The sequence below is a fragment of the Xanthomonas sp. CPBF 426 genome (assembly GCF_903989465.1).
GTDB classification, from domain to species: Bacteria; Pseudomonadota; Gammaproteobacteria; order Xanthomonadales; family Xanthomonadaceae; genus Xanthomonas; species Xanthomonas euroxanthea.
Genome location: NZ_LR861805.1, coordinates 1,722,445 through 1,748,221, shown reverse-complemented (window position 1 = coordinate 1,748,221; position 25,777 = coordinate 1,722,445). Strand labels below are relative to the sequence as shown.

At 66.2% G+C, this 25,777-nt stretch carries 20 protein-coding genes and 1 tRNA gene; 10 read left to right on the top strand and 11 right to left on the bottom strand.

The genetic code is table 11. The annotated features are described in order from the left end of the window. The first annotated feature begins 213 nt into the window (after window positions 1-213). Both H7A87_RS07445 and H7A87_RS07440 read left to right on the top strand, forming a co-directional pair. Window positions 214-2,094, top strand: a complete 1,881-nt coding sequence (locus tag H7A87_RS07445; protein WP_104648554.1) for an ABC transporter ATP-binding protein — start codon at window positions 214-216, stop codon at window positions 2,092-2,094. A 216-nt stretch (window positions 2,095-2,310) separates the two neighbouring features. Beyond that, complete coding sequence (locus tag H7A87_RS07440) at window positions 2,311-3,090, top strand: ferredoxin--NADP reductase (RefSeq protein ID WP_104645084.1); 780 nt, start codon at window positions 2,311-2,313, stop codon at window positions 3,088-3,090. Window positions 3,091-3,249: 159 nt separating this feature from the next. On the opposite strand, the gene H7A87_RS07435 is transcribed toward H7A87_RS07440, so the two are convergent. Next, complete coding sequence (locus H7A87_RS07435) at window positions 3,250-3,735, bottom strand: glutathione peroxidase (RefSeq protein WP_104648368.1); 486 nt, start codon at window positions 3,733-3,735, stop codon at window positions 3,250-3,252. Window positions 3,736-4,172: 437 nt separating this feature from the next. Between H7A87_RS07435 and H7A87_RS07430 the strand changes: the two genes are divergently transcribed. Next, window positions 4,173-6,371, top strand: coding sequence for a M3 family metallopeptidase (locus H7A87_RS07430; RefSeq protein ID WP_180496929.1), 2,199 nt, complete (start codon window positions 4,173-4,175; stop codon window positions 6,369-6,371). Window positions 6,372-6,471: 100 nt separating this feature from the next. On the opposite strand, the gene H7A87_RS07425 is transcribed toward H7A87_RS07430, so the two are convergent. From H7A87_RS07425 to H7A87_RS07415, 3 genes are all read right to left on the bottom strand, one after another. Beyond that, entirely contained in the window at window positions 6,472-6,972 is a 501-nt protein-coding gene (locus H7A87_RS07425) for a MarR family transcriptional regulator (RefSeq protein WP_104583365.1), read from the bottom strand. A gap of 66 nt (window positions 6,973-7,038) precedes the next feature. Next, window positions 7,039-7,884: a DUF3298 and DUF4163 domain-containing protein gene (locus H7A87_RS07420; protein ID WP_119129037.1), complete on the bottom strand. Its 846-nt coding sequence runs from the start codon at window positions 7,882-7,884 to the stop codon at window positions 7,039-7,041. 50 nt (window positions 7,885-7,934) lie between these two features. Next, a complete protein-coding gene (locus H7A87_RS07415; protein WP_119129239.1) occupies window positions 7,935-8,219 on the bottom strand; it encodes a GNAT family N-acetyltransferase in 285 nt (94 codons plus the stop codon). A gap of 217 nt (window positions 8,220-8,436) precedes the next feature. Here H7A87_RS07415 and H7A87_RS07410 point away from each other — a divergent pair, with 217 nt between their 5' ends. After that, complete coding sequence (locus H7A87_RS07410; protein WP_104583368.1) at window positions 8,437-8,637, top strand: hypothetical protein; 201 nt, start codon at window positions 8,437-8,439, stop codon at window positions 8,635-8,637. A 141-nt stretch (window positions 8,638-8,778) separates the two neighbouring features. Here H7A87_RS07410 and H7A87_RS07405 read toward each other — a convergent pair whose 3' ends face one another. Together H7A87_RS07405 and H7A87_RS07400 are read right to left on the bottom strand one after the other, a co-directional pair. Beyond that, entirely contained in the window at window positions 8,779-9,387 is a 609-nt protein-coding gene (locus tag H7A87_RS07405; RefSeq protein WP_104532558.1) for a rhomboid family intramembrane serine protease, read from the bottom strand. 7 nt (window positions 9,388-9,394) lie between these two features. Next, window positions 9,395-10,960, bottom strand: a complete 1,566-nt coding sequence (locus H7A87_RS07400) for an oligopeptide:H+ symporter (RefSeq protein ID WP_119129036.1) — start codon at window positions 10,958-10,960, stop codon at window positions 9,395-9,397. 321 nt (window positions 10,961-11,281) lie between these two features. Here H7A87_RS07400 and H7A87_RS07395 point away from each other — a divergent pair, with 321 nt between their 5' ends. From H7A87_RS07395 to H7A87_RS07380, 4 genes are all read left to right on the top strand, one after another. Then, window positions 11,282-13,051: a M14 family metallopeptidase gene (locus tag H7A87_RS07395; protein ID WP_119129035.1), complete on the top strand. Its 1,770-nt coding sequence runs from the start codon at window positions 11,282-11,284 to the stop codon at window positions 13,049-13,051. A 118-nt stretch (window positions 13,052-13,169) separates the two neighbouring features. After that, a complete protein-coding gene (locus H7A87_RS07390) occupies window positions 13,170-15,407 on the top strand; it encodes a glycoside hydrolase family 3 C-terminal domain-containing protein (protein WP_119129034.1) in 2,238 nt (745 codons plus the stop codon). 142 nt (window positions 15,408-15,549) lie between these two features. Next, a tRNA-Leu gene (locus H7A87_RS07385) sits at window positions 15,550-15,636 on the top strand. Window positions 15,637-15,839: 203 nt separating this feature from the next. Further along, complete coding sequence (locus H7A87_RS07380; RefSeq protein WP_119129238.1) at window positions 15,840-16,712, top strand: DUF2884 family protein; 873 nt, start codon at window positions 15,840-15,842, stop codon at window positions 16,710-16,712. Window positions 16,713-16,733: 21 nt separating this feature from the next. On the opposite strand, the gene H7A87_RS07375 is transcribed toward H7A87_RS07380, so the two are convergent. From H7A87_RS07375 to H7A87_RS07355, 5 genes are all read right to left on the bottom strand, one after another. Then, window positions 16,734-16,970: a hypothetical protein gene (locus H7A87_RS07375; RefSeq protein ID WP_147421099.1), complete on the bottom strand. Its 237-nt coding sequence runs from the start codon at window positions 16,968-16,970 to the stop codon at window positions 16,734-16,736. A gap of 221 nt (window positions 16,971-17,191) precedes the next feature. Then, window positions 17,192-18,772 (bottom strand): DHA2 family efflux MFS transporter permease subunit, encoded by a 1,581-nt coding sequence (locus H7A87_RS07370; protein WP_104583372.1) that lies wholly within the window; start codon window positions 18,770-18,772, stop codon window positions 17,192-17,194. A gap of 6 nt (window positions 18,773-18,778) precedes the next feature. Continuing rightward, on the bottom strand, window positions 18,779-19,972 hold the full coding sequence (locus H7A87_RS07365) for an efflux RND transporter periplasmic adaptor subunit (protein WP_104583373.1): 1,194 nt from the start codon (window positions 19,970-19,972) through the stop codon (window positions 18,779-18,781). Between the two features lie 10 nt (window positions 19,973-19,982). Beyond that, entirely contained in the window at window positions 19,983-21,470 is a 1,488-nt protein-coding gene (locus tag H7A87_RS07360; protein WP_164739082.1) for an AdeC/AdeK/OprM family multidrug efflux complex outer membrane factor, read from the bottom strand. A gap of 23 nt (window positions 21,471-21,493) precedes the next feature. After that, a complete protein-coding gene (locus H7A87_RS07355) occupies window positions 21,494-21,934 on the bottom strand; it encodes a MarR family transcriptional regulator (protein WP_104583375.1) in 441 nt (146 codons plus the stop codon). Between the two features lie 123 nt (window positions 21,935-22,057). Between H7A87_RS07355 and H7A87_RS07350 the strand changes: the two genes are divergently transcribed. Further along, on the top strand, window positions 22,058-22,909 hold the full coding sequence (locus tag H7A87_RS07350) for a helix-turn-helix transcriptional regulator (RefSeq protein ID WP_104648357.1): 852 nt from the start codon (window positions 22,058-22,060) through the stop codon (window positions 22,907-22,909). A gap of 60 nt (window positions 22,910-22,969) precedes the next feature. Continuing rightward, window positions 22,970-25,213, top strand: coding sequence for a DNA topoisomerase IV subunit A (gene parC, locus H7A87_RS07345; RefSeq protein WP_104583377.1), 2,244 nt, complete (start codon window positions 22,970-22,972; stop codon window positions 25,211-25,213). The last annotated feature ends 564 nt before the right edge of the window (window positions 25,214-25,777 follow it).

Here is a 25,777-nt window from a genome sequence, read left to right as displayed (position 1 = left end):
TCCCGGCGTGTCCGGGCGTTGCGTCAATCGAGGCGATTGATCGGGCCATCGATCGCGCAGGGGCGGCCCGCGGCACGCGCGCCGCCAGACACCGATCGCGTTGCCGTGCAAGCCTGCAGCCAGCGCCGCAGCAGCGATTGCGCGCCACTGCCGCAATGCGCACTGCTGCGCTCCAACACCCCGCGCCCACGCAAAGCGCTGCACACTGATGCGATGTCAGCTTCCCGTTCCGGCGCCACCGCGCCCACCGTTCCCCGTCCCGGCCCCACCCTGCGCGAGCGCCTGGATGCGCTGCGCAACCTGCCCCCGTTCCTGCGCCAGATCTGGCAGACCAGCCGCTGGCTGAGCGCCAGCAGCATCGGCCTGCGCGTGCTGCGCGCGTTGATGCCGGTGGCCTCGTTGTATATCGGCAAACTGATCATCGACGAGGCGATCCACCTGGTCGGCCAACCACCGGCCTTCGACTCGCTGGCCCAGGCGCTGGGCAGCGGGCGCCTGAACCGGCTGCTGGAATTGCTGGCGCTCGAACTGGCCCTGGCGATCGGGTCGGACCTGCTCGGCCGGCTGGTCGGCTATGCCGATGCATTGCTGTCGGAACTGTTCAACAACGCCGCCAGCGTGCGCTTGATGGAACACGCCGCACAGCTGGATCTGGAGGATTTCGAAGACCCCGACCGGCAGGACAAGCTGGATCGCGCGCGGCGCCAGACCATGAACCGCATGAACCTGATGAGCCAGCTGTTCGGCCAGGTGCAGGACGCCATCACCGTGGTCAGCCTGGCGGTGGGCCTGGTGGTGTATGCGCCGTGGTTGATCCTGCTGCTGGCGATCGCCCTGATCCCGGCCTTCATCGGCGAGGCGCATTTCAACGCATTGGGCTATTCGCTCAACTTCCAGTGGACGCCGGAGCGGCGCCAGCTCGACTACCTGCGCCAGGTCGGCGCCAGCGTCGAGACCGCCAAGGAAGTCAAGATCCTCAACCTGCACCGGTTCCTGATCACGCGCTATCGCCGGCTGGCCGACAAGTTCTTCCAGGCCAACCGCGCACTGGCGCGCAAGCGTGCGTTGTGGGGCGCGTTGCTGGCTGCACTGGGCACGCTGGGCTACTACATGGCCTATGGCTACATCGCCTGGCGCACGGTGCGCGGCGATTTCAGCATCGGTGACCTGACCTTCCTGGCCGGCAGTTTCCTGCGCCTGCGCCAGTTGCTGGAAGGCCTGCTGATCGGGTTTTCGCAAGTCGCCGGCCAGGCCTTGTATCTGGACGATCTGTATTCGTTCTTCAACATCGTGCCGGAGATCCGCTCGCGCCCGAATGCGCTGCCGGTGCCGCGCCCGATCCGCCAGGGCTTCGTGTTCGAGGACGTGGGCTTCCGCTACCCGGATGCCGAGCAGTGGACGGTGCGGCATCTGGATTTCGAACTACGCGCCGGCGAAGTGCTGGCGCTGGTCGGCGAAAACGGCGCCGGCAAGACCACCCTGGTCAAGCTGCTGGCGCGGCTGTACGACCCGGACGAAGGCCGCATCCTGCTCGATGGCCAGGACCTGCGCGATTACGACCTTGACGATGTGCGCGCCAACCTGGGCGTGATCTTCCAGGACTTCGTGCGCTATCACCTGAGCGTGGGCGAGAACATCGGCGTCGGCCAGGTCGATGCGATGGACGATGCGCCGCGCATCCGCGCCGCTGCGCAGCGTGCGATGGCCGGCGAGCTGATCGACAGCCTGCCCGATGGCTACGACCAGTTGGTCGGGCGCCGTTTCAAGAACAGCGTGGACCTGTCCGGCGGGCAATGGCAGAAGATCGCCATCGCGCGCGCCTACATGCGCGATGCGCAGCTGATGATCCTGGACGAACCCACCGCCGCACTGGATGCGCGCAGCGAGTTCGAGGTGTTCCAGCGCTTCAAGGAGCTGTCGGACAACCGCACCGCGGTGCTGATCTCGCACCGCTTCTCCAGCGTGCGCATGGCCGACCGCATCCTGGTGCTGGCCGCCGGCCGCATCGAGGCCAACGGCACCCATGCCGAGCTGATGGCGCAGGGCGGGCGCTATGCGGAGCTGTTCGAGTTGCAGGCGGCGGGGTATCGGTGAGGCTGGGAATGGGGAGTCGGGAATGGGGAATCGTTAGAGGCGGCTTCGCGGCTGCTGACAGGCACTCAACCTCCCGATCCTGAAGGGGCCCAGATCTTTCGGCGCTGCACTCCATTCCCGATTCCCGATTCTCCATTCCCAGCCAAATGAGAGTTCATCTCATTTGGCCGGCTTGAGGTAGAATTGGCCGGTACTCTTCCCACGACACTTACCGGTATGTCTTCCGCTTTCGGCGCCGAAACGGTGCTTGAGGTCCGCCATTGGACCGATGCCTACTTCAGCTTCACCACCACCCGCGATGCCGGTTTCCGCTTCGAGAACGGGCAGTTCGTGATGATCGGCCTGGAGACCGAGACCCGCCCGCTGCTGCGGGCGTACTCGATCGCCAGTGCCAATTGGGAAGAACATCTGGAGTTCTTCAGCATAAAGGTGCCGGATGGCCCGCTGACCTCGCGGCTGCAGCACATCCAGCCCGGTGACAAGGTGCTGGTCGGCAAGAAGCCCACCGGCACGCTGCTGATCAGCGACCTGCACCCGGGCCGCAATCTGTACCTGCTGGGCACCGGCACCGGCCTGGCGCCGTGGTTGTCGGTAATCAAGGATCCGGAAACCTACGAGCGTTTCGACAAGGTGATCCTGACCCAGGGCGTGCGCTTCGTGCAGGATCTGGCCTACCGCGACTACTTCGAGCGCGAGCTGCCGCAGCACGAATTCCTCGGCGACCTGCTGCGCGAGAAGTTGCTGTATTACCCGGCGGTGACGCGCGAGGCGTTCGCCAATCAGGGCCGCCTGACCGAACTGATGGCCGATGGCCGCATGCAGCACACGCTGGGCTTGCCGCCGCTGGATCCGGCCAACGACCGCTTCATGATCTGCGGCAGCCCGCAGATGCTGGCCGACCTGCGCACCCTGCTGGACGCGCGTGGCTTCCAGACCTCGCCACGCATCGGCACGCCGGGCCATTACGTGTTCGAGCGCGCCTTCGTCGAGAAATGATGCGACCGGCGTGAAACGCCAGCGCAATGCGGCGTCTCACATCACGCCTCGGCGAAATCCGCTGTCGTAGGAGCGCACCTGGGCGCGACGAGGCATTCCCGGTAACGCTTCGTCGCGCCCGGGTGCGCTCCTACGGTTCCAGCGCCATGCCCTGCACGATCACGCGCCCAGCGCGCGTTCGATGTCCGCCGCCAGGGCGTCCGGCTTGGTGGTCGGCGCGTAACGCTCCAGCACCGTGCCATCGCGGCCGATCAGGAACTTGGTGAAGTTCCACTTGATCGCTTCCGATCCCAGCACGCCACGCTGTTCGTGCTTGAGCCACCGCCACAGCGGATGCGCGCCGCTGCCGTTGACCTCGACCTTCTCGGCCAGCGGAAAATCCACGGCATAATCGAGCGAGCAGAACTGGCGGATCTGCGCGGCATCGCCCGGCTCCTGGTGACCGAACTGGTCGCAGGGAAACCCGATCACCACCAGCCCACGCTCGCGATAGCGCTGCCACAGCGCCTGCAGTCCGGCGTATTGCGGCGTAAAGCCGCATTTCGACGCGACATTGACCACCAACACCACCTTGCCGGCGTAATCGCGCATCGACTGTGTACGACCGTCCAGGTCGGTGAATTCAAACGTGGAGATGTCGCTCATGGCCGCCCCGCTGTGTGCAAGCAGGGCAGCGTAACGCAACGGCCCGCAGCGCGGCATCGCGATCGCAAGCGTGTCAGCCGGGGAAAAAGGCGGTTTTCGACGGATCCATTGCCGCAGCCACCTGGCCCTACCCGATGATCCCGACCGTGGCCGGCCGTTGGCACGGCGCGTTAGCGGCCAGCATCGGCCAGGCGGGCAGATCGGCAGCTCGCCGGGCAGCCGGCATGCAGCCAGATGAAAAACGTGCCGCAGCGCGTATCGGCAGCGCCCGTCCGGCGGCGGCGCACGCACGGCGTCAGCGGTCCTGGGCCCGCAAGGCGCGCACCGCTCGCGCCCGCCTGATGGCAAGGCGAGGACCTTGCAGCCATGCCTTTTGTCACACGCCTGTCCGGCCCGGCTGGGGTAGCCTCGGCGGTTCGCACTTTGGAGCAACCCTCTTGACCACCCGTCTCGCCTTTGCCCTGGCCGCTTCCCTGGGACTTGCCATGCCGTCCTACAGCATCGCCGCACCCGCCACCACGCAGGCCGCCACCCACGCCAATCCGTTCTTCGCAGACAGCACGCTGCCGCTGCACTACCCGCAGTTCGACAAGATCACCGACAGCGACTTCGCACCGGCCTTCGACGCCGGCATGGCCGAGCAGTTGAAGGAAGTGGACAAGATCGCCAACCAGAAAGCCAAGCCGAGCTTCGACAACACCCTCATCGCGCTGGAAAAAAGCGGCGCCACGCTCGATCGCGCCACCACGGTGTTCTTCAACCTGGTCGGTGCCGACACCAACGACGCGCGCAAGAAACTGCAGGCCGACTACTCGGCGAAGTTCGCCGCGCACCGTGACGCGATCTCACTCAACGGCAAGCTGTTCGCGCGCATCCAGACGCTGTACGACCAACGCAGCCAGCTGGGCCTGGACGCGCAAGGCGTGCGCCTGGTCGAGAAGTACTACAGCGACTTCGTCCGCGACGGCGCCAAGCTCTCCGATGCCGACAAGACCACGCTCAAGGCGATGAATGCCGAGCTGGCCAACCTGGGCACCACCTTCAGCCAGAACGTGCTGGCCGAAGTCAATGCCGCTGCCGTCGTCGTCGATGACGTCAAGCAGCTCGACGGCCTGTCCGAGGAACAGATCGCCGCCGCCGCCGAAGCCGCCAAGGCGCGCAAGCTCGACGGCAAGTACGTGATCGCGCTGCTCAACACCACCGGCCAGCCGCCGCTGACACAGTTGAAGAATCGCGAACTGCGCAAGAAGATCTACGACGCCTCGGTCTCGCGTGGCAGCCACGGCGGCCAGTACGACAACACCGCGCTGGTGTCGCGCATCATGAAGCTGCGCGCCGACAAGGCCAAGCTGCTCGGCTTCCCGACCTACGCGGCCTATTCGCTGGAAAACCAGACCGCCAAGACGCCCGAAGCGGTCAACGCGATGCTGGGCAAGCTGGCACCGGCGGCGGTGGCCAACGCCAAGCGCGAGGCGGCCGACCTGCAGGCGATGATCGACAAGGAACAGAAGGCCGCACGCAAGCCGAGCTTCAAGCTCGAGGCCTGGGACTGGGCCTACTACAGCGAGAAGGTGCGCCAGGCCAAGTACAACTTCGACGAATCCCAGCTCAAGCCGTACTTCGAGCTGAAGAACGTGCTGGAAAACGGCGTGTTCTACGCGGCCAACCAGGAATATGGCCTGACCTTCAAGCAGCGCACCGACCTGCCGACCTACCGCGACGACATCACCGTCTATGACGTGTTCGACGCCGACGGCAAGCAGCTGGCGATCTTCATCGCCGACATGTACGCACGCGAATCCAAGCGCGGCGGCGCCTGGATGAACTCCTACGTATCGCAGTCGGCGCTGACCGGTTTCAAGCCGGTGGTCGCCAACCACCTCAACATCCCCAAGCCGCCGGCCGGCCAGCCGACGCTGCTGACCTGGGATGAAGTGACCACCATGTTCCATGAGTTCGGCCATGCGCTGCACGGCATGTTCTCGGACGTCAAGTACCCGTATTTCTCCGGCACCAGCGTGCCGCGCGACTTCGTCGAGTTCCCCTCACAGGTCAACGAGATGTGGGCCGACGAGCCGTCGATCCTGAAGAACTACGCCAAGCATTACCAGAACGGCACGCCGATGCCGCAGGCCCTGCTGGACAAGGTGATTGCCGCGTCCAAGTTCAACCAGGGCTTTGCCACCACCGAGTACCTGGGTGCGGCCATGCTCGATCAGAACTGGCACCAGATCAGCGCCAGCCAGGTGCCGGACGCCGCCGGCGTGATGGCCTTCGAGGCCAAGGCCCTGCAGCAGGACGGCATCGCCTACGCGCCGGTGCCGCCACGCTACAAGACCCCGTATTTCAGCCACATCATGGGCGGTTACGCGGCCGGCTACTACGCCTACATCTGGTCGGAAGTGCTCGACGCCAACACCCAGCAGTGGTTCAAGCAGCACGGCGGGTTGAGCCGCGCCAACGGCGACCGCTTTCGTCAGACCCTGCTCTCGCGCGGCGGCAGCGTCGATGCGATGGAGCTGTTCCAGAACTTTGCCGGCCATGCACCGCAGATCGAGCCGCTGCTCGAGAAGCGCGGCCTGAGCGCGCAAGGTGGCGATGGCGCCACACCGGAAGCGCCGCAGTCCAAGCCGTAATCGCACTGCAGTGAAATGAAGACGCCGCCCGGAGCGATCCGGGCGGCGTTTTTGCTGGTCGCCATCAGAAGACCTGCTGCAGTCAGCGCAAACGCCGCGCTCAGAGCTCGACCGAATCCACGCCGTCGAGCAGTTTCCTCAACAGCTTTTCAAGCCGCACCTGCTCGGCATCGCTGATGCCGGACGTCTCTGCATTGAGCAGCGTGCAGGCATCGGGCAGAAGACTGTTGATCAACGCCAACCCCGCAGGCTGCAAGGTCAGCATGATCTTGCGTCGATCGTCCGGACTGCTGCCCCGCGCGATCAATCCCTTCTCGCACAACTGATCGGTGAGGCGGGTGATGTTGGCCGGCTTCTCGCTGGCGGCCTCGGCCACCTCGGTGGGCGTGATCGCCTGCTCCGGGGTGCCATAGAGCATCATCAGAATCTCGTACTCCGGCGGGCTGATGCCATAGGGCTTCAACCGCACACACCCTTGCGTGTGCAGCCGCTTGTAGAGATGCTTGATCAGCCTCACCAGGACGGCCGGTTCCCGCGGAAACGCCGGATAGCGCACACAGGTGTGGTCCACGCGACGTGCGGTTGGATCGAAACTACTCATATCACCCGTTTGATTACATTACTGAATGGCCAAGCCATTCAATCACATCGTCTGCCGGGTGACACCTCAGCGTGCGAAGAGATGTACATATTCCGGCGCGACCCACGCCAACAACGTCGAGGCAGCGACCTCGGCCGTCTGCGTGCCATCCGAGTACGGCCCCACCTGGTACGGCGGAAACACGAACCGAAGCGCGGTGATCTGCCCGGCAGCATTGAGCACCGGCACGAACTGGGCAAAGTTGTCGACCTGCGCCGCAGTGCCTTCGGCAATCATGCGATCGGCCGAGGCCACCTGCGCGGCCTGCTCTTCGACCGGCACACGCTCGGCTTCCACGCGTTGGGCGGCGGCGTTGTGCAATTGCACGGCCACCTCGCGCCCGATCGCTTCCCAGCCTGCCGGGTCCGGAATCAGGGCCTGCGCGGTCAATTGCCTGCGCTCCTTGACCAGCCAGACGAAACGCGCCACCAACGGTTCGCCATGCGCACCACCGGTGTAGCGGCTGCCGTCGGCGGACACGACGATCAGGTCCGGGGTCTGCAACACGGTCTCGAACGCCAGCGACAATTCGTAGGGCGCAGCCGGCTTGTCGTTGCCGAGCCCGGACACCGCCTGCATGAGTTCGGCACGCGCTGCCTGCGCATAGCTGCGGATCAGCGCGCTCAGTTCGGGAAATGCGTCCAGCCCGCGCGGATAACTGATACCCACCATATAGGCGGGCGCGTGCTCGATCACGTCTTCCAGCGGTCCGCTTTGCACAAGCACCGGCTCTACCGGCGGTGCCGTCGCAACGCTCGCCTCGGCGGCCGGCTCTGCCGATTCGGCCGTCGTCGGCGCGCGCTGGCTACAGCCTGCCAGCACCGCCAGCATCAGCAGGCCCCGGACTGCGTTCACTCCTGACAACCGCCCCATTCCCGCCTGCTCCCTTCGATACATCATCTGCAAAGACACGCCGCCGCCGATCAGGCCAGCAGATCCTGAAACTGTTGGTGCCGCCGGATATACGCCTCGGCGTAGCTGCAGGCAGGCACGACCGTGTAGCCCTGCTGCAGTGCATGGGCCAATGCCGCCTCGACCAGCACTGCGGCAATGCCGCGCCCGGCGATCGCATCCGGCACCTGCGTGTGGGTGATGGTCATGCGCTCGCCTTCCAGACGGTACGCCAGCTCGGCATGTTGTCCATCGGTGTCTACGCTGAAGCGCTGCTGCGCCGAATCGTGGTCTGCCTGCACTTTCGCTGCCCCCATGGTGGTCTGCACGAGGCAGTGACGATGACGATCAGTGTGACCAGCGCGGCGCCGCGCCTGCGTGAAAATGAATCGATGCCGTGACTGCCCGCGCAGCCTGCCGAGCAGGCACTTAAGTTCGCTCGCGCCGCGCCGATAGCTCAGCCGAAGGCGCCCGTTGCCACTGGGGGCGGTACGACCTGCCAAGGCCTTCGCCTTACCTACGAGGAGTCACCGCATGCACAACGATTCGGCAGGACACAGCGCAGACAGCGATAGCTCGCTGCTGGAAGGCTTGTTCCAGTTCGCCATCAAGGGCGACACCCACAACCCCGACTTCGCGCAGCTCAACGACACGGTGTACCAGCGCCTGCAGCAGGCCTACGGCGCGGTGCCCACCAGCAGCGTCGGTAACGGGCAGAAGCGCGACGCGGCCTGAGCCGGCATCGCATCACTCGCCAGGACCCATCGCGCGTTGGCGCTGGTCCTGGCCCGGTCGCCCAAGGCGACCCGCTATTGCCACCATTTCGACCTAGCGCGCATGCCCGCCTGCGGCCAGCGGTGCGTGTGCCCGCTGCTATCAGCCGAAGCGCGGGTTGGACAGCTGCTCCAGGAATACCTGCAGCACGCGCGGCTCCATGATCAGCATGAACATCACGCCGAACGCGGCACCGGCCAGGTGCGCGCTGTGGTTGATGCGGTCGCCGCCGCGGCGGTCCATCCACAGGCTGTAGCCGACATAGAACACCGCGTAGATGATCGCCGGCGCCGGAATGAACAGCACCAGGATGATGGTCCACGGCTGCAGCAGGATGAAGGCGAACAACACCGCCGACACCGCGCCGGAGGCGCCCAGGCTGAGATAGTTCGGGTTGTTCTGGTTCTTCAGATAGCTGGGCAGGATCGAGACCACCAGCGCCGCCAGATAGAACAGCGGATAGGTCAGCACGCTGCCGGTCAGCTGGGTCATCACGTTTTCGATCACCCGGCCGAAGAAGAACAGCGTGATCATGTTGAAGACCAGGTGGCCCAGGTCGGCATGGATGAAGCCGTAGGTGACCAGGCGGTCGTACTGCTTGTGCTTGTCCAGCGCCGGCGGCCACAGCACCAGCCGGTCGGCCAGCTTGCGGTTGTTGAACGCCATCCACGAGACGATGCCGGTGATGGCGATCAGGATCAGGGTAATCATGCGGACCTCAGGCAGAACGGTAATTGTCGACCATGCGATACCGGCGCGCGTACAGGCCGAAGGCCAGTGCCGCCAGAAACGCGAAGGCCGCGAAGAAGAACATCAGAAATGCCGCCTCACTGAGTCCAGTATCGGCGATGTGGGAGGTCACCGTTGCATTGCGTACCGCCACGTTCGACAGCAGCACCCATAGATTGCCCACCGTGGTGGTCAGGTACCAGAAGCTCATCACCACGCCCTTCATCGACGGCGGTGCCTGGCTGTAGGCGAACTCGATCCCGGTGGCCGACACCAGCACCTCGCCGAAGGTCAGCAGCGCATAGGGCAGGATCTGCCAGGCGATATGCATCGGCTCGCCGCCGTCCATGCTGATCTGGATGGCACCGACCGCGATCCAGGCCAGGCCGCCGAAGGCGATGCCGCAAGTCATGCGACGCAGCGCAGTCGGCTCCCAGCCGCCACGCCGCAGCAGCGGATACAGCACCAGATTGTTGAACGGGATCAGCAGCATCACCAGCAGCGGATTGAGCGCCTGCATCTGCGAGGCGGTGAACCAGGCCGGCATCGTCATCTCGCGCCCCTGCAGCACCCAGGTGGAGGCCTTCTGGTCGAACAGCGAGAAGAACGGCGTCACCAGCGCGAAGATCACCAGCACCCGCAGCAGCGCGCGCCCCCCTTCGACCGCGGTATCGGGATGAATGCCACGCGCACGCTCCAGCTGCCACCAGGTGCCGCCACCGATGCCGGCCAGCAACAGCACCAGCGCCATGCACAGGCAGATGACGATGCCCAACTGGTCGACCAGCGCGACGCAGGCCAGCGCCAGCAGCACCGAGACGATTGCCAGCATCAGGCCCGGACGGCCCTGCCCCGGCGCCTGGGCCAGCAATGCAGTGCGCACCACCGTACCGAAGCCGTGCGGATCCTTCGGCGGCAACGGCACCCGCACATAGCGCCTGCGGCCCAGCCAGAACACCAGCGTGGCCACGAACATCAGGATGCCGGGAATGCCGAACGCCCACGCCGGGCCGAGATGCTTCAGCGCCAGCGGGATCAACAAGGAGGCAAACAACGAGCCGAAGTTGATGATCCAGTAGAAGCCGTCGAACACCACCTCGGCCAGGTGCTTGTTGGACTGGTCGAACTGGTCGCCCATGAACGAGGCCACCAGCGGCTTGATGCCGCCCGCACCCAGCGCGATCAAGCCCAGCCCGAGGAAGAATCCGCTGCGGCTGCCTTCGAACAGCGCCAGGCAGGCATGGCCGGCGCAATACACCAGGCTGAACCACAGGATGGTGTTGTATTTGCCGAAGAAGCGATCGGCCAGCCAACCGCCGAGCAGCGGGAAGAAAAACACCCCGATCATGAAGCTGTGCAGGATGTGCTTGGCCTCGGCCTCACGGCCGGGCCCGCTGACTTCCTGCAACAGCAGCGAGGTGATCAGGAACTGCACCAGGATGTTGCGCATCCCGTAGAAGCTGAAACGCTCGCAGGCTTCGTTGCCGATGATGAAGGGAATCTGGCGCGGCAGCCGCGCACCGGCAGTGGGGCCCGGCAAGGTGGAAGTGGTCAAGGGCAGTCCGGTCGAGCGAAAAAACACGCGCTATCGTACCGGCGGCTGCCGGTTGGCCGCCATCGCGACCATGGGATAAGGCCACGGGCGCGCCGCTGCATGCGTCGAGCACCGCGCCTGGCAGGCGTTGATTGCAGACCCGGCGGGCAGGTTGCTGCCGTTGCGGCACACCTGGCCAGTGACTCGGCCCAGGCGTGCCGTCCCCGCCGTCGATGCACCGCAACCACGCCGATCACACGCAAGTCATGACGCAGTGCAGATTGGCCTGCTGCGCCGGCTCGGCTACATTGCAAACGTTTTCCTGGAACACTGGACCGCTGGATGCCCCGCTTCACCCGCCTGGCCCTGAGCCTGCTGCTGCTGACCACCTGCCCCGCCGCACTGGCCGCCGAACCGTTGACCACCCAGGCCGAGCGCAGCGGGTTCGCGCAAACCGGACGCTACGACGAAGTCATCGCACTCTGCGATGCCTTTGCACAGCGCTACCCGCAGGCGGTGCGCTGCATCGAATTCGGCACCACCCCGGAAGGCCGGCCGATGAAGGCGCTGGTCGTCTCCACCAGCGGGGCACTGGATGCCGGCAGCGCTGCGCAACGCACGTTGCCGGTGGTGCTGGTGCAAGGCGGCATCCATGCCGGCGAGATCGACGGCAAGGACGCGGGGTTTCTGGCCCTGCGCGAATTGCTGGACGGCAAGATCGGCAAAGGCGTGCTCGACAAACTGGTCTGGGTGTTCGTGCCGGTGTTCAACGTCGACGGGCACGAGCGCTTCGGCGCCTGGAACCGGCCCAATCAGCGCGGCCCCGCACAGATGGGCTGGCGCACCACCGCGCAGAACCTCAACCTCAATCGCGACTACCTCAAGGCAGACGCACCGGAAATGCAGGCGATGCTGCGGCTGGTGCAGCAATGGGATCCGCTGATGTATGTGGACCTGCACGTCACCGATGGCGCCAAGTTCGAACACGACGTGTCTGTGCAGGTGGAGCCCGTGCACGCCGGCGATGCCACGCTGCAACGCGACGGCACGCGCTGGCGCGATGCGGTGATTGCCGACCTGGCCAAGCAGGGCTCGCTGCCGCTGCCGTATTACCCCTCGTTCGTGCACGAGGACGACCCGGCTTCGGGCTTTGCCGACGACGTGTCGCCGCCGCGTTTTTCGCATGGCTATTTCCTGCTGCGCAACCGCTTCGGCATGCTGGTGGAAACGCATTCGTGGAAGACCTACCCGGTACGTGTGCGCGTCACCCGCAACGCGATCGTGTCGGTGCTGCAGCAGGCCGCGCGCAACGGTGCCAGATGGCGCGCCGATGCACTGGCGGCCGATCAGCGTGCAACCAAATTGGCTGGCGAGATGGAGCCGTTGAGCTTCGCTGCCGGCCCCGCCGCACGCACCGTGGCGTTCCGTGGCTACGCCTACACGCGCACGCCCTCGCCGATTTCCGGCGCGTTGATGACGCGCTACGACGAGACCAGGCCACAGGTGTGGAAGGTGCCGTTACGCGACCAGATCAAGCCCGACGTGGTGGTCGATGCACCACGCGGCGGCTACCTGGTGCCTGCTGCGCAAGCGGCCCTGGTGGCGGAGAAACTGCGCCTGCACGGCATCGCCTTCGACACCATCGCCACCGCCGGCACCCATCCGGTGCAGAGCTTCCGTGCCGACACCGCCACGTTTGCCGCGCGCTCCAACGAAGGCCACCAGAACCTGGCAATCACCGGGCAGTGGCGCGATGACACCCGCACCGTGCCGGCCGGCTCCTTGTTCGTGCCGATCGCCCAGCCCAGGTCGCGCCTGGTGATGGCAATGCTGGAACCGCAGGCGCCGGATTCGCTGCTGCAATGGGGCCAGTTCAACACCGCATTCGAGCGCAAGGAATACATGGAGGATTACGTGGCCGAAGAGGTCGCGCGCGACATGCTCGAACGCGACCCGGCAGTGAAGGCGCAATTCGAACAGCGCCTGGCCAGCGACGCGGCCTTCGCGGCCGACCCGAAGGCACGCCTGGAATTCTTCGCTCGCCTGCATGCCTCCTGGGACGAGCGCTACCGCCTGTATCCGGTGTTACGCACCGCGCAGACGCAGTTCTGACGCGGCACCGATTCCGGCCAACACCTCGGCGCGCACGCGCGCCCTTCGAACACGGGCAGTGCGCTGCCCTCCCCTGATTGCAACCGCACCACAAGGACCACTCGTGCCACATTCCGATATGAAACCGTTTACAAATTCCCGACCACGCCGTCTCGCGCTCGCGATCGCCGTTGGCGCCAGCGTCGCGTTTGCCGCCCCGCTCGGCGCACAGACCGCCGCTGCAGCGCAGCCGTGGATGGACACCGCCCTGACCGCGGACCAGCGTGCCGACCGCCTGCTCGCGCAGATGAGCGACGACGAAAAATTCCAGATGCTGCGCAGCTACTTCGGCCTGGGCACCGACAAGATTCCCAAGCCCGAAGGCGCACTGGGCTCGGCCGGCTATGTCCCCGGCATCCCGCGCCTGGGCGTCCCGGCGCAGCAACTGGCCGATGCGGGCGTGGGCGTGACCAATCCCGGCGGCATCCGCAAGGGCGACTTCGCCACCGCGATGCCGTCCGGCCCGTCCACGGCATCGAGCTGGAATCCGCAGCTGGCGTATGCCGGCGGCAAGACCATGGGCCGCGAATCCTGGCAGCAGGGCTTCAATGTGCTGCTGGCCGGCAGCGTCAACCTGCAGCGCGACCCGCGCAACGGGCGCAATTTCGAATATGCCGGCGAAGACCCGCTGCTGGCCGGCACCATGGTGGGCGAGTCGATCCGCGGCGTGCAGAGCGAGCACGTGCTGTCGACGATGAAGCACTACGCGCTCAACGACATGGAGACGCGCCGCAATTTCCATAGCGCGGAGATCGGCGAGCAGGCGATGCACGAATCGGATCTGCTGGCGTTCGAGATTGCGCTGAAGATCGGCGACCCCGCCTCGGTGATGTGCTCCTACAACAAGATCAACGGCATCTACGGCTGCGAGCACGATTACCTGCTCAACCAGGTGCTCAAGCAGGAATGGAAATACCCCGGCTATGTGATGTCCGACTGGGGTGGCGTGCACAGCGGCTCCAAGGCGGCCCTGGCCGGACTGGATCAGCAATCGGCCGGCGAAGTGTTCGATGCGGCGGTGTTCTTCGACGCGCCGTTGCGCATGGCGGTGTCGGCCGGCGTGGTGCCGCGCGCGCGCTTCGACGACATGGTCAAGCGCGTGCTGCGCAGCCTGTTCGCGCATGGCGCGTTCGATCATCCGACCCAGCGCCAGCCGATCGATGGCAAGGCCGGGCTGCTGTCGGCGCAGCATGTCGCCGAAGAAGGCAGCGTGCTGCTGCGTAACGAGCAGGCCACCTTGCCGCTGTCCACGGACGTGCGCCGCATCGCGGTGATCGGTGGCTACGCCGACAAGGGCGTGATGTCCGGCGGCGGTTCCTCGCGGGTGGACTACACCATCAACGGCGGCAACGCCGTGCCCGGCATCACCCCGACCACCTGGCCGGGCCCGGTGATCATCCATCCGTCCTCGCCGCTGCAGGCACTGCGCGCCGCGTTGCCGAACGTGCAGATCGATTATGTCGACGGCAAGGACCGCGCTGCCGCGGCACGCGCGGCCAAGGCCGCCGATGTGGCGATCGTGTTCGCCACCCAATGGTCGGCCGAATCGGTGGACCTGCCGGACATGCAATTGCCCGACAACCAGGACGCCCTGATCGAGGCGGTGGCCAAGGCCAACCCCAGGACCACCGTGGTGCTGGAAACCAACGGTCCGGTGCGCATGCCCTGGGCCGAGCGCGTGCCGGCGGTGCTGCAGGCGTGGTATCCGGGCATCGGCGGCGGCGAAGCCATCGCCAACCTGCTGACCGGCAAGGTCAATCCCTCCGGCCATCTGCCGGTGACCTGGCCGGTGGACGAATCGCAGCTGCCGCGCCCGTCGATTCCGGGCCTGGGCTTCAAGCCGGCCAAGCCGGGCGAAGACACGATCGACTACGCCATCGAAGGCGCCAACGTCGGCTACAAATGGTTCGCCGCGCGCAAGCTGACCCCGCGCTACCCGTTTGGCCATGGCCTGTCGTACACCCAGTTCCGCATGGGCGGGCTGCGCGTGGACGCCAACGGCAGCCAGCTCACGGCAAACTTCGAGGTGGAAAACATCGGCCCGCGCGAAGGCGCCGCCGTGCCGCAGCTCTACGTCACCCTGCCCGACGGCCACGCCACCCCGCTGCGCCTGATCGGCTGGCAGAAGCTCACGCTCAAGCCGGGCGAAAAGCGCAACGTGCAGGTGATCGCCGAACCCAAGACGCTGGCCGACTTCGATGCCAAGGCACGCCACTGGACGATTGCCGCCGGCACCTATCGCGTGCAGCTGGCGCGTTCGGCAGGCGAACCGGTGCAGAGTGCGGAGGTCACCTTGCAGGGTGCGCAGCTGCCGTAATTGCGTGCCGCGGCGGGCATGCAGTGCGCGTGTCCGTCGCGCCGTCTTCTCCCGTGGCCGGCAGGCACCCGCCACCACGAAGAATTTGTGCCAGATACGTTGACAGCGTCGCGCGTAACTTGCACAATTCTCCTCCTGAGTCGCCCAGGTGGCGGAATTGGTAGACGCACTAGCTTCAGGTGCTAGCGGGGGCAACTTCGTGGAGGTTCGAGTCCTCTCCTGGGCACCACGACTCACGGTAGATCGTAAAAAACCCCGCTCAGGCGGGGTTTTTTGCGTCTGGGCCATGCGATGGGACGATGGGCTGTCGGTGGTGGCGCGCATGCCGATCGGCTGCGCTGCAAGCGTGCGCCGCGCGTGACTTTCGACACGCGACCACGTGTTGCGGCTGTGGCGACCATGTTCGACGCCTCCACGACGGCAGCACGCCCCATGCGCATCCTCCTCTGGCTTGCCCTGCTGCCGGCCGTTGCCAGTCTGCATGCACAGGCACAGCAGACCGACAAACAGGATGCCCCGCGCCATCGCGCGCAGGTGTCTTCGCAGCAATGCGGTCTCGGCACACCATTCAACGTGCTCGCCGACAGCGGCGGCATCTGGCTTTACCGCGACAGCGATTGGCCACGCGAAATTTTCTTCCACGGCGGCGAACTGAGCATCGACCACAAGCTGCAGCAGACCGGCACGGCCGATGCACGACGCCTCTGGGAGATGGAACAGCGCACCCGCGCACTGATGCCGCAGGTTGCCGGCATTGCACATCAGGTGATCGACCTCAGTTACGACGCACTCGGCGGTGTCATCGAGGTCATGACAGGCAGTGCGCTCAACGCCCGCAAGATCGAACGGCTGCGCAAACGCGCACGCGCGTATGTGGACGGCACCCTGGGCAAGGGGCGTTGGGAGCAGAAGGCCTTCGACGGCAACTTCGCAAATTACGTCGAACACGAAGCCGAGCAGTTCAAGGGCAGCATCGCGCGCCACATGCTCTGGCAGATCGTCACCGGGCGTTCGGACGGAATCGACAAACGCGCCCAACAGATGGAGGGCCAACTGGATGCAAGGCTGGACGCCCAGGCGTTCACCATCGAGGCCAACGCCAACGCGCTGTGCACCCAGGTGCAAGCACTGCGTCAGTTACAGGACGCGCTTGAGTTCCGCTACCAGGGCAAGCGGCTGCAACTGCTCGCGCCCCTGCAGGACGACACGCCGCGCCATGACGCCGAGCATGCCGAACAGAAGTCTGACAACGGCGACGCACCACCAAACCGCGCAGTCAAGCTGCAACCAGTAACAAACAGCTGAGGCCTCACGCCCTCGGTCGGATCATTGTTTCCCTGGCGGGGCGGGCATGCCCTTGATGCGCTGCCGGATGGCGCTCGAACGGGCGAGATCTCCGCTTGCCTCATACGCCTCGGCAAGGCTGTCCAGCGCATTGCGGGACGCCGGAAACAGCAACACGTTGAGCGCGAACACACGAATCGCCGCATCTGCGTCGATCAAGGCTGCAGCGCCCTCACCGCTCCAAACGGTTTGCTGGTTGCTTTGCAAAGCGCTACGCAACCGACCATCCCGACTGGCTCTTGCCCGCCCACCGTCGCGGGACCTTACGCGGCATGGATGCCGCGTAAGCGCCTACACGGACGTACTTGCGGCGTGTCCCGCGAGGGTGGACGGGCAAGGGCCCCGCAGCCAAGTCGCAGATCATTCGCTCTGCACTGGACCGACGTGAGGTCGTTGTCTTAGCCGATGTCAGAACGGCCAAGCGCCTTGTTAGCCGGCGCCTAATGCCCGCCAGCCGCCGCTGCGCCGCCCGCACCTGCACCGAACGGCGGCTTGGCCAGCCACAGGAAGAAGATGATCGCCAGGAACGTCCAGCCGAGCAGGTAGAAGATGTCGTTGAAGCCCATCTGCGAGGCCTGGTGGTTGATCATGTTGTTCAGCGATGCCGCGCCGCGTTGCAGGTCGCCCTGCCCCATCGCCGTGACCTGCTCCTGCATGCCCGGGGTGTACACCGAGATGTGTTCGGTGATGTGCGCGTGGTGCACCTGGGTGCGGCGTGCCCACAGATAGGTGGTCAACGATGCGGCGAAGCTGCCGCCGAGGGTGCGCAGGAAGGTGGCCAGGCCTGACCCTGCCGCGATCTCGCGACCGTCCAGGTCCGAGAGCAGAATCTGCAGCACCGGCATGAAGAACAGGGCCACGCCCACGCCCATCACCAACTGGACGGTGGCCACATGGCCGAAGTCCACCTGCAGGTTGAAGTTGGAGCGCAGGAAGCTGGTGAACGACAGGAAGATGAAGGCAACGGTGGCGAGCATGCGCAGGTCGAACCGCAGCGCGTACTTGCCCACGAACGGCGTCATCAACACCGGCAGGATGCCGATCGGCGCAGTGGCAAGGCCGGCCCAGATCGCGGTGTAGCCCATGTCGCGTTGCAGCCATTGCGGGATCAGCAGGCTCACGCTGAAGAACGCCGCATACGCCACCACCATCGCCAGTGTGCCGGCGCGGAAGTTGCGGTGCCGGAACAGCTTGAGATCGACGATGGGATCCTTGTCGGTAAGCTCCCAGATCACGAACACCACCAGCGCTACCGCGGCAACGCAGGCCAGCACCACGATCTTGTCGGAGGAGAACCAGTCCTCGTCATTGCCCAGGTCCAGCACCAGCTGCAGCGCACCGACGCCGACCACCAGCAGGATCAGGCCGATGTAGTCCATGCGCGGCTTTTCCAGCTGTTCGGGACGATGCCGCAGCTGCGAGCCGACGATGCTGCTGGCGATGATGCCCAGCGGCACGTTGATCAGGAAGATCCATTCCCAGCTGTAGTTGTCGGTGATCCAGCCGCCCAGGATCGGCCCGGCGATCGGTGCCACCACGGTGATCATCGCCAGCAGGGCGAGCGCCTGCCCGCGTTTTTCGCGTGGGTAGATCGACACCAGCAGGCTCTGGGTGATCGGGTACATCGGTCCGGCAACAAAGCCCTGCAGCGCACGCGACACCACCAGCATGCCCATGCTCTGGGCCAGGCCGCACAGCAACGAGGCAATGGTGAAGGCCAGCGTCGACCACACGAACAGCTTGGTCTCACCGAAGCGGCGGCTCAGCCAGCCGGTCAGCGGCAGGGCGATCGCGGTGCTGACCGCGAACGAGGTGATGACCCAGGTGGCCTGCTGCGAGCTGGCGCCGAGATTGCCGGCGATGGTCGGCAACGAGACGTTGGCGATGGTGGTGTCCAGCACCTGCATGAACGAGGCCATCGCCAGGCCCACGGTGCACAGCGCCACGCTCGCCGGGCGAAAGCCGGCGGCGGGCGCGGGTGCCGAGGGACCGCCTGGCGCGGTGGGAGCTTGCGAGGACATGCTGGCTCAGCCCGCCTTGGACGCAGCCTGCGCAGGCAGGTTGTCCTGGATGATGCGTTGGATATCCGCGTCGGCGGCCTGCAACTGCTGCGCATACACGTCGGTGGAGAACACCGCGCCATTGGCGAACTTGGTCGGCAGCACGCTGCCCTGCTGGTCGTGCAGGTTGACGTCGACCTTCATCGACAAGCCGATGCGCAGCGGATTGCCGGCCAGTTGCTTGGCATCCACCGCGATGCGCACCGGCACGCGCTGCACGATCTTGATCCAGTTGCCGCTGGCGTTTTGCGCCGGCAACAACGAGAACGCGCTGCCAGTGCCCAGGCCCAGGCTCTCGATGCGGCCGGTGTAGTTCACACCGCCGCCGTACAGATCCGAATGCAGTTCCACTTCCTGGCCCAGGCGCATGTGCTTGAGCTGGGTTTCCTTGAAGTTGGCTTCCACCCACACCTGCTCCAGCGGCACCACCGCCATCAGCACGCTGCCGGGCTGCACGCGCTGGCCCAGCTGCGCCGAACGGCGCGCCACGTAGCCGGACACCGGCGCGATGACACCGGTGCGGGCATGGTTGAGATAGGCCTGGCGCAGCTGTGCGGCGGCGGTCTGCACGTCGGGCTGGTTTGCCACCGCGCTATCGTCCACCAGCGCGCGGTTGCGTTCGAAGCTCTCGCGCGAACCGCTCACCGCCGCTTCGGCAGCGGCCAGCTCTTCGCGGGCATGCGCCAGTTCTTCGCTGGAGATCGCGCCGCTGGCGGCCAGATCCTTGCGGCGCGCGAAGTCGGCACGTGCGCTGCGCAGGGACACCTCGCGCGAAGACAGGTCGGCCTGCGCGCCTTCCACGCTGCGGTACAGACCACGTACCTGGCGCACGGTCTTGGCCAGATTGGCCTCGGCCTGCTGCAACGCGACCGCGGTGTCGGCCGGGTCCAGCTGCACCAGCAACTGGCCGCGCTCCACGCGCATGCCGTCTTCGGCGCCGATGCTGACCACGGTGCCGCCAACCATCGGGGTGATCTGCACCTGGTTGCCTTGCACGTAGGCGTCGTCGGTGTCTTCGTGCCAGCGGCCGACCAGGAAGTACCACACCACAAGACCGATGATCGCCAGGATCACCACAATGGCCACGATGCGCAGCGCCGCGCGGCGCTTGCTGGGCGCGGCCGGCGCAGGTTGGGAAGAAGTTGGAGTCGTCTGGCTCATCGTCGCTGTCTCAGGAATTCGGTTGTGCGGAAGTGGTCTCGGCGTGTGCGGTATCGCGCGCAGGTTCCGGCGTGAATCCGCCGCCCAGGGCACGCTGCAACCTCACCGAGGCCAACAGTTGTTGCGATTGCAGGCTGGCCATGCGCTCGCGCGCGGTGAGCAATTGCTCCTGCACGCTGAGCACTTCCAGATAGCTGCCGATGCCGGCGTGGTAGCGCTGTTGGGCAAGCGCGAAGGCGGCCGACACAGTCTGCACGGCGTCGTCCTGCGCGCGTGTGCGCTGCTCCAGCGAACGCACTGCGTTGACCTGGTCGGCCACCTCGCGCAGGGCGTCGATCACCTTCTGGTTGTAATCGGCCACCGCCAGGTCGTACTGCGCATCGCTGCCGGCCAGATTGGCGCGCAGCTTGCCGCCATCGAAGATCGGCAGGCTCAGCGCCGGCGCAACCACGCCAAGTACCGAGGCGCTTTCCAGCAACTGGCCGACGTCGCGATTCACCACCCCGCCCAGTGCAGTGATGTTGAAGCTGGGGTAGAAGCGGGTCTTGGCCGCGGCGATGTCCTGATTGGCCGCCTCCACGCGCCAGCGCGCGGCGACCACATCGGGACGGCGGCCCAGCAGGTCGGCCGGCAGGTTGCTGGGCAGCTGCGCGGCGATGGCCGCGCCCAGCGTCGGGCGCGCGATCTCCAGCCCGCGATCCGGGCCCTGCCCGACCAGGGCGGCCAGCGCGTTGCGCGCCTGGTCGATCTGCTGCTGCGCCGACTGCAGCTGCTGCTGCGCCGACGGCACGCGGGCCTGCGCCTGGCGCACCTGCAGATCGCTGTCGATGCCGGCGCTGCGGCGTTGCCGGGTGAGGTCCAGGGTCTTCTGCGCGCGGGTCAATTCATCGTTGGCCACGTCATGCAGGCGCCATGCATAGTCGAGCTGCGCATAGGCCTCGGCAATCGCCGCCGACAGGTTCAGGCGTGCCGCCTGTGCATCCACGTCGGCCGCATGCGCCTGGTCCACCGCCGCTTCCCAGGTGGCGCGCTTGCCGCCCCACAGGTCCACGCCGTAGCGGAAGTCCAGCACCACCTGCGCGCTGCCGGCATAGCTGCCGCCGCGCTCCTCGCCCACCATCGATTCGGGCAACTGCAGGCCGGTGTAGCCGCCGGAGACCGACAGGCTGGGGCCGCGATCGGCCTGGGCGGTACCGATGCGTGCCTGCGCCTGGCGCAGGCGTGCGTCGGCCGCGGCCAGGCTGGGGCTGTGCTGCAGGCCTTCGGCAATCAGCGCATTCAATTGCGCATCGCCCAAGGCGCGCCACCAGTCGCTGGTCGGCCAGGCGGCCGGGCTCAGGTTGGCCTGGGCGAGGGTGCGCTCGGCATGCAGCGCGCCCGGCTCCAGCACGGTGCCCTGCGGGGCAAGCCCGCGGCTGCTGGCGCAGGCGGCCAGCGCCAGCGTCAGCGCAGTGAGGACGAGCGGCCGCGCAAGCTGCGTGGACCGCAGGCGCAGCATCTGAATCGGGGAACTAGCAGCGTTCATGAGTTGAGTGCATCGCGGACACGGATGAGGAGAGAGGTGAGTTGCTCGCGCTCGGGCGGGGCCAGATCGCGCAGGCCATGCTCGATGGCGCGTTCGCCGCGCAGCTTCAGGCGCTCCCACAGCGCCACGCCCTGTTCGGTCATGACGATCTGCAGCGCACGCCGGTCCTGCGCATGCGGCTCGCGTCGCACCGCACCGAGCGCTTCGAGCTTGTCGAGCAGGCGGGTGACCGCGCTCGGGGTCTGGTCCAGCGCCAGCGCCAGTTCGTTGGCCGTGCAGGGCGAGCGCACCGCCAGGATCTTCAGGCCGACGTAGTGGCTGAAGCCGAAGTCCGGCAGCTCGCCCTTCATTTCGGCATCGAGCTGACGCATCAGCGCGTCACGCACCTGGCGCAACAGCAGCCCGAACGACGGCGAGGTGGTGGAGAGGTCATTCATGGCGGGCTATTTTCTTCCGAAAAATATATTTGTCAACGCAAATATCCCGGAAGGGATTAAACCGCCAGCAAGGATCGTCACCTTACGCGGCTGAACGCCTGGCCTGGTAATACAATTGCGCCAATGACTGTCGAAAACCCGCCAACCACGGTCGATGCGCTGCCGCCCGGTGTGCGGGACAGCTTCGAATGGGCCGACGGACCGGAGGTGATCGCGTTCCTGGCCAATCTGCGCGCGGTATGGGCGCCGGAGGCCGTCCGGCACGCCCATGTCCGCGGGCAGTTGATGTACGTGGAGCACGGCGTGCTGACGGTGCATACCGAGCAGGGAACCCTGTCGCTGCCGCCGGGCTGCGCCGGCTGGATGCCGCCCGGGCAGCAGCACACCGTGGAGCTGGCCGGGCCGCTGCGCGGCTGGGGCGTGGTGGTCCGGCCGGATGCCTGCGCTGCGCTGCCCGCGCAAGGCGGGGTGATCCGCCTGACTGCACTCGCCCGCGAGGTGATCATGCGCGCAGCCGACTGGCCCCTGGGTCAGCCATTGGACCCCGCGCGGCAACGCCTTGCCGCGGTGCTGCTGGACGAACTGCGGCAGGTGCAGATCGACCACCTGCACCTGCCGATGCCGGCCGACCGCCGGCTGCTGCGCATCGCCCGGCAGTTGCTGGAGACGCCGGCCGACCCGCGCCCGCTGGACGCCTGGGCCGACTGGGGCGGGCTGTCGGCGCGCAGCCTGAGCCGGCATTTCCGCAGCGAGACCGGGTTGAGTTTCGCGCAATGGCGGCAGCAGGCCCGGCTGGCGGAAGCACTGCGGCGGCTCGGCCAGGGCAGCCCGGTCGCCCAGGTCGCCGACCAGCTCGGATACAGCAGCCCCAGCGCCTTCGTCAGTGTGTTTCACCGCCATTTCGGCGCCCCACCCACGCGTTATCTGGCCGGCACGCATGCGCGCGGCTTGGCATCCCCCGCCGCATCCGGATAATCGGCGCTCTTCGAGCGCGCGCCACGGCGCGGGCTCCTCTTTCGTAGGACCTGGCTTTACATGACCGATCTGACCCGCCCCACCTTCCACGGCTTCGAGCAGCTGCCGCTGCGCGAGTACGCCGAACGCGCCTATCTCGACTATTCGATGTACGTGGTGCTCGACCGCGCCCTGCCGTTCCTGGGTGACGGCCTGAAGCCGGTGCAGCGGCGCATCATCTTCGCGATGAGCGAGCTGGGCCTGAATGCCGCGGCCAAGCCGAAGAAATCCGCGCGCACCGTGGGCGATGTGATCGGTAAGTACCATCCGCACGGCGACAGCGCCTGCTACGAAGCGCTGGTGCTGATGGCGCAGCCGTTCTCCTACCGTTACCCGCTGATCGAGGGCCAGGGCAACTTCGGCTCCACCGACGACCCCAAGTCGTTCGCGGCGATGCGTTACACCGAATCCAAGCTGACCCCGATCGCCGAGGTGCTGCTGGGCGAGATCAGCCAGGGCACCACCGACTGGGCGCCCAACTTCGACGGCACGCTGGAGGAGCCGACCTGGCTGCCGGCACGCCTGCCGCACCTGTTGCTCAACGGCACCACCGGCATTGCCGTCGGCATGGCCACCGATGTGCCGCCGCACAACCTCAACGAGATCGTCAGCGCGCTGCTGCGCCTGCTCGACAATCCCGATGCCACGGTTGCCGAACTGTGCGAACACGTGCTCGGCCCTGACTACCCGACCACCGCCGAAATCATCACCCCGGTGGCCGACCTGCGCGCAATCTACGAGACCGGCCACGGCAGCGTGCGCGCACGTGCCACCTACAAGAAAGAACACGCCAACATCGTCATCGACGCGCTGCCGTACCAGGTCTCGCCGTCCAAGGTGATCGAGCAGATCGCCCAGCAGATGCGCGCCAAGAAGCTGCCGTGGCTGGAAGACATCCGCGACGAGTCCGACCACACCAGCCCGGTGCGGGTGGTGCTGGTGCCGCGCTCCAACCGTGTCGACGCCGAACAGTTGATGGGCCACCTGTTCGTCACCACCGATCTTGAGCGCAGTTACCGCGTCAACCTCAACGTGATCGGCCTGGACGGCCGCCCGCAGGTGAAGAACCTGCGCCAGTTGCTGAGCGAGTGGCTGACCTTCCGCAGCGACACCGTCACCCGCCGCCTCAACCATCGCCTGCAGAAGGTCGAGCGCCGCCTGCACCTGTTGGAAGGCTTGTTGATCGCCTTCCTCAACCTGGATGAAGTGATCCGTATCGTCCGCAGCGAGGACGAGCCCAAGCCGGTCCTGATCGCGCGCTTCGCGCTCAGCGAAGAGCAGGCCGAATACATCCTGGAAACCAAGCTGCGCCAACTGGCGCGCCTGGAAGAAATGAAGATCCGCGGCGAGCAGGAAGCACTGGCCAAGGAACGCGCACAGATCCTGGCCATCCTGGAAAGCAAGACCAAGCTGAAGAAGCTGATCAAGGACGAACTGACCGCCGACGCCAAGAAGTTCGGCGACGCGCGTCGCTCGCCGCTGGTGCAGCGTGGCGCCGCCCAGGCGATCGATGAAACCGAGATGGTCGCCAGCGAACCGATGACCGTGGTGCTGTCGGAAAAGGGCTGGGTACGCGCGGCCAAGGGCCACGAGGTCGATCCGGCCGGCATGTCGTATCGCGAAGGCGACAGCCTGCTGGCGGCGGTGCGCAGCCGCAGCACGCATCAGGTGGCGTTCCTGGATTCGGAAGGCCGTGCCTATTCGACTGCGGTGCACACCCTGCCCTCGGCACGCGGCAACGGCGAACCGTTGACCGGCCGTTTCTCGCCGGCCTCGGGCGCGGCATTCCAGGTCATGGCCAGTGCCGACAACGCCACCCGCTTCGTGCTGGCGTCCTCGCATGGCTACGGCTTCGTCACCCGCTTCGAAAACCTCACCGGTCGCAACAAGGCCGGCAAGGCGATGCTCAACCTGACCACCGGCGCGCACGTGCTGACGCCTGCGCAGGTGACCAACCCGCAGAGCGACCGCATCGTGGCCGTCACCAGCGCCGGCAATCTGCTGGCGGTGACGGCCAGCGATGTGCCCGAACTGGACAAGGGCAAAGGCAACAAGATCATCGACATCCCCAAGGCCAAGCTTGGCACCGAGCGCGTGGTCGCGGTGGTGGCGGTGGCACCGGGCAACACGCTGCTGGTGCGCAGCGGCGCACGCACCATGAGCCTGTCGTTCAAGGATCTGGATGTGTATGTGGGCGCGCGCGCGAGTCGCGGGGCGTTGTTGCCGCGTGGCTGGCAAAAGGTGGACGGGTTGGAAGTGCAGTAACGGCTGTTCACCGACGCGCGCGTTCGACGCTGCCGCTGCCTCGATTTACTGAGGCGCGGCAGAAGGTCGACGGGTTGGAGTGCAACGGTGATGCGATGGCGCGCCGCGCGATGGCGCGTTGGCCGTGCGGTCTTGGGCGACCCACAAAACTACCGCCAGCTGGACGCTGCCGGCTTTAGGGCATCGCGCCCTCGGCCGGGTTGGTTTGCAACGGCGAGGCTACGCTGAGGCTCAAGCTCTGCATCGCCTTGAGAGGTTGAGCGAACGATGCGGATGCGTCGGTTGTGGAGCGGCTGATCTGCGGCTTGGCTGCAGTGCCCTTGTCCGCCCACCATCGCAGGACACGCCGCAAGTACGTCCTTGTAAGCTCTTACTCGGCATCCATGCCGCGTAAGGTCACGCGGTGCTGGGCGGGCAAGGACCAGTCGAGAGGGTCGGTGTGCATGGTAAGCGCAGTAAATGTCGCGCGGTGGTGCGGTATGGTCTGAGCGGCTCATTTCGATCTGCAGTGTCACTGTCATTCCGACAACACGTCACTCGTCAACGCAAACCGGCAAGACACCA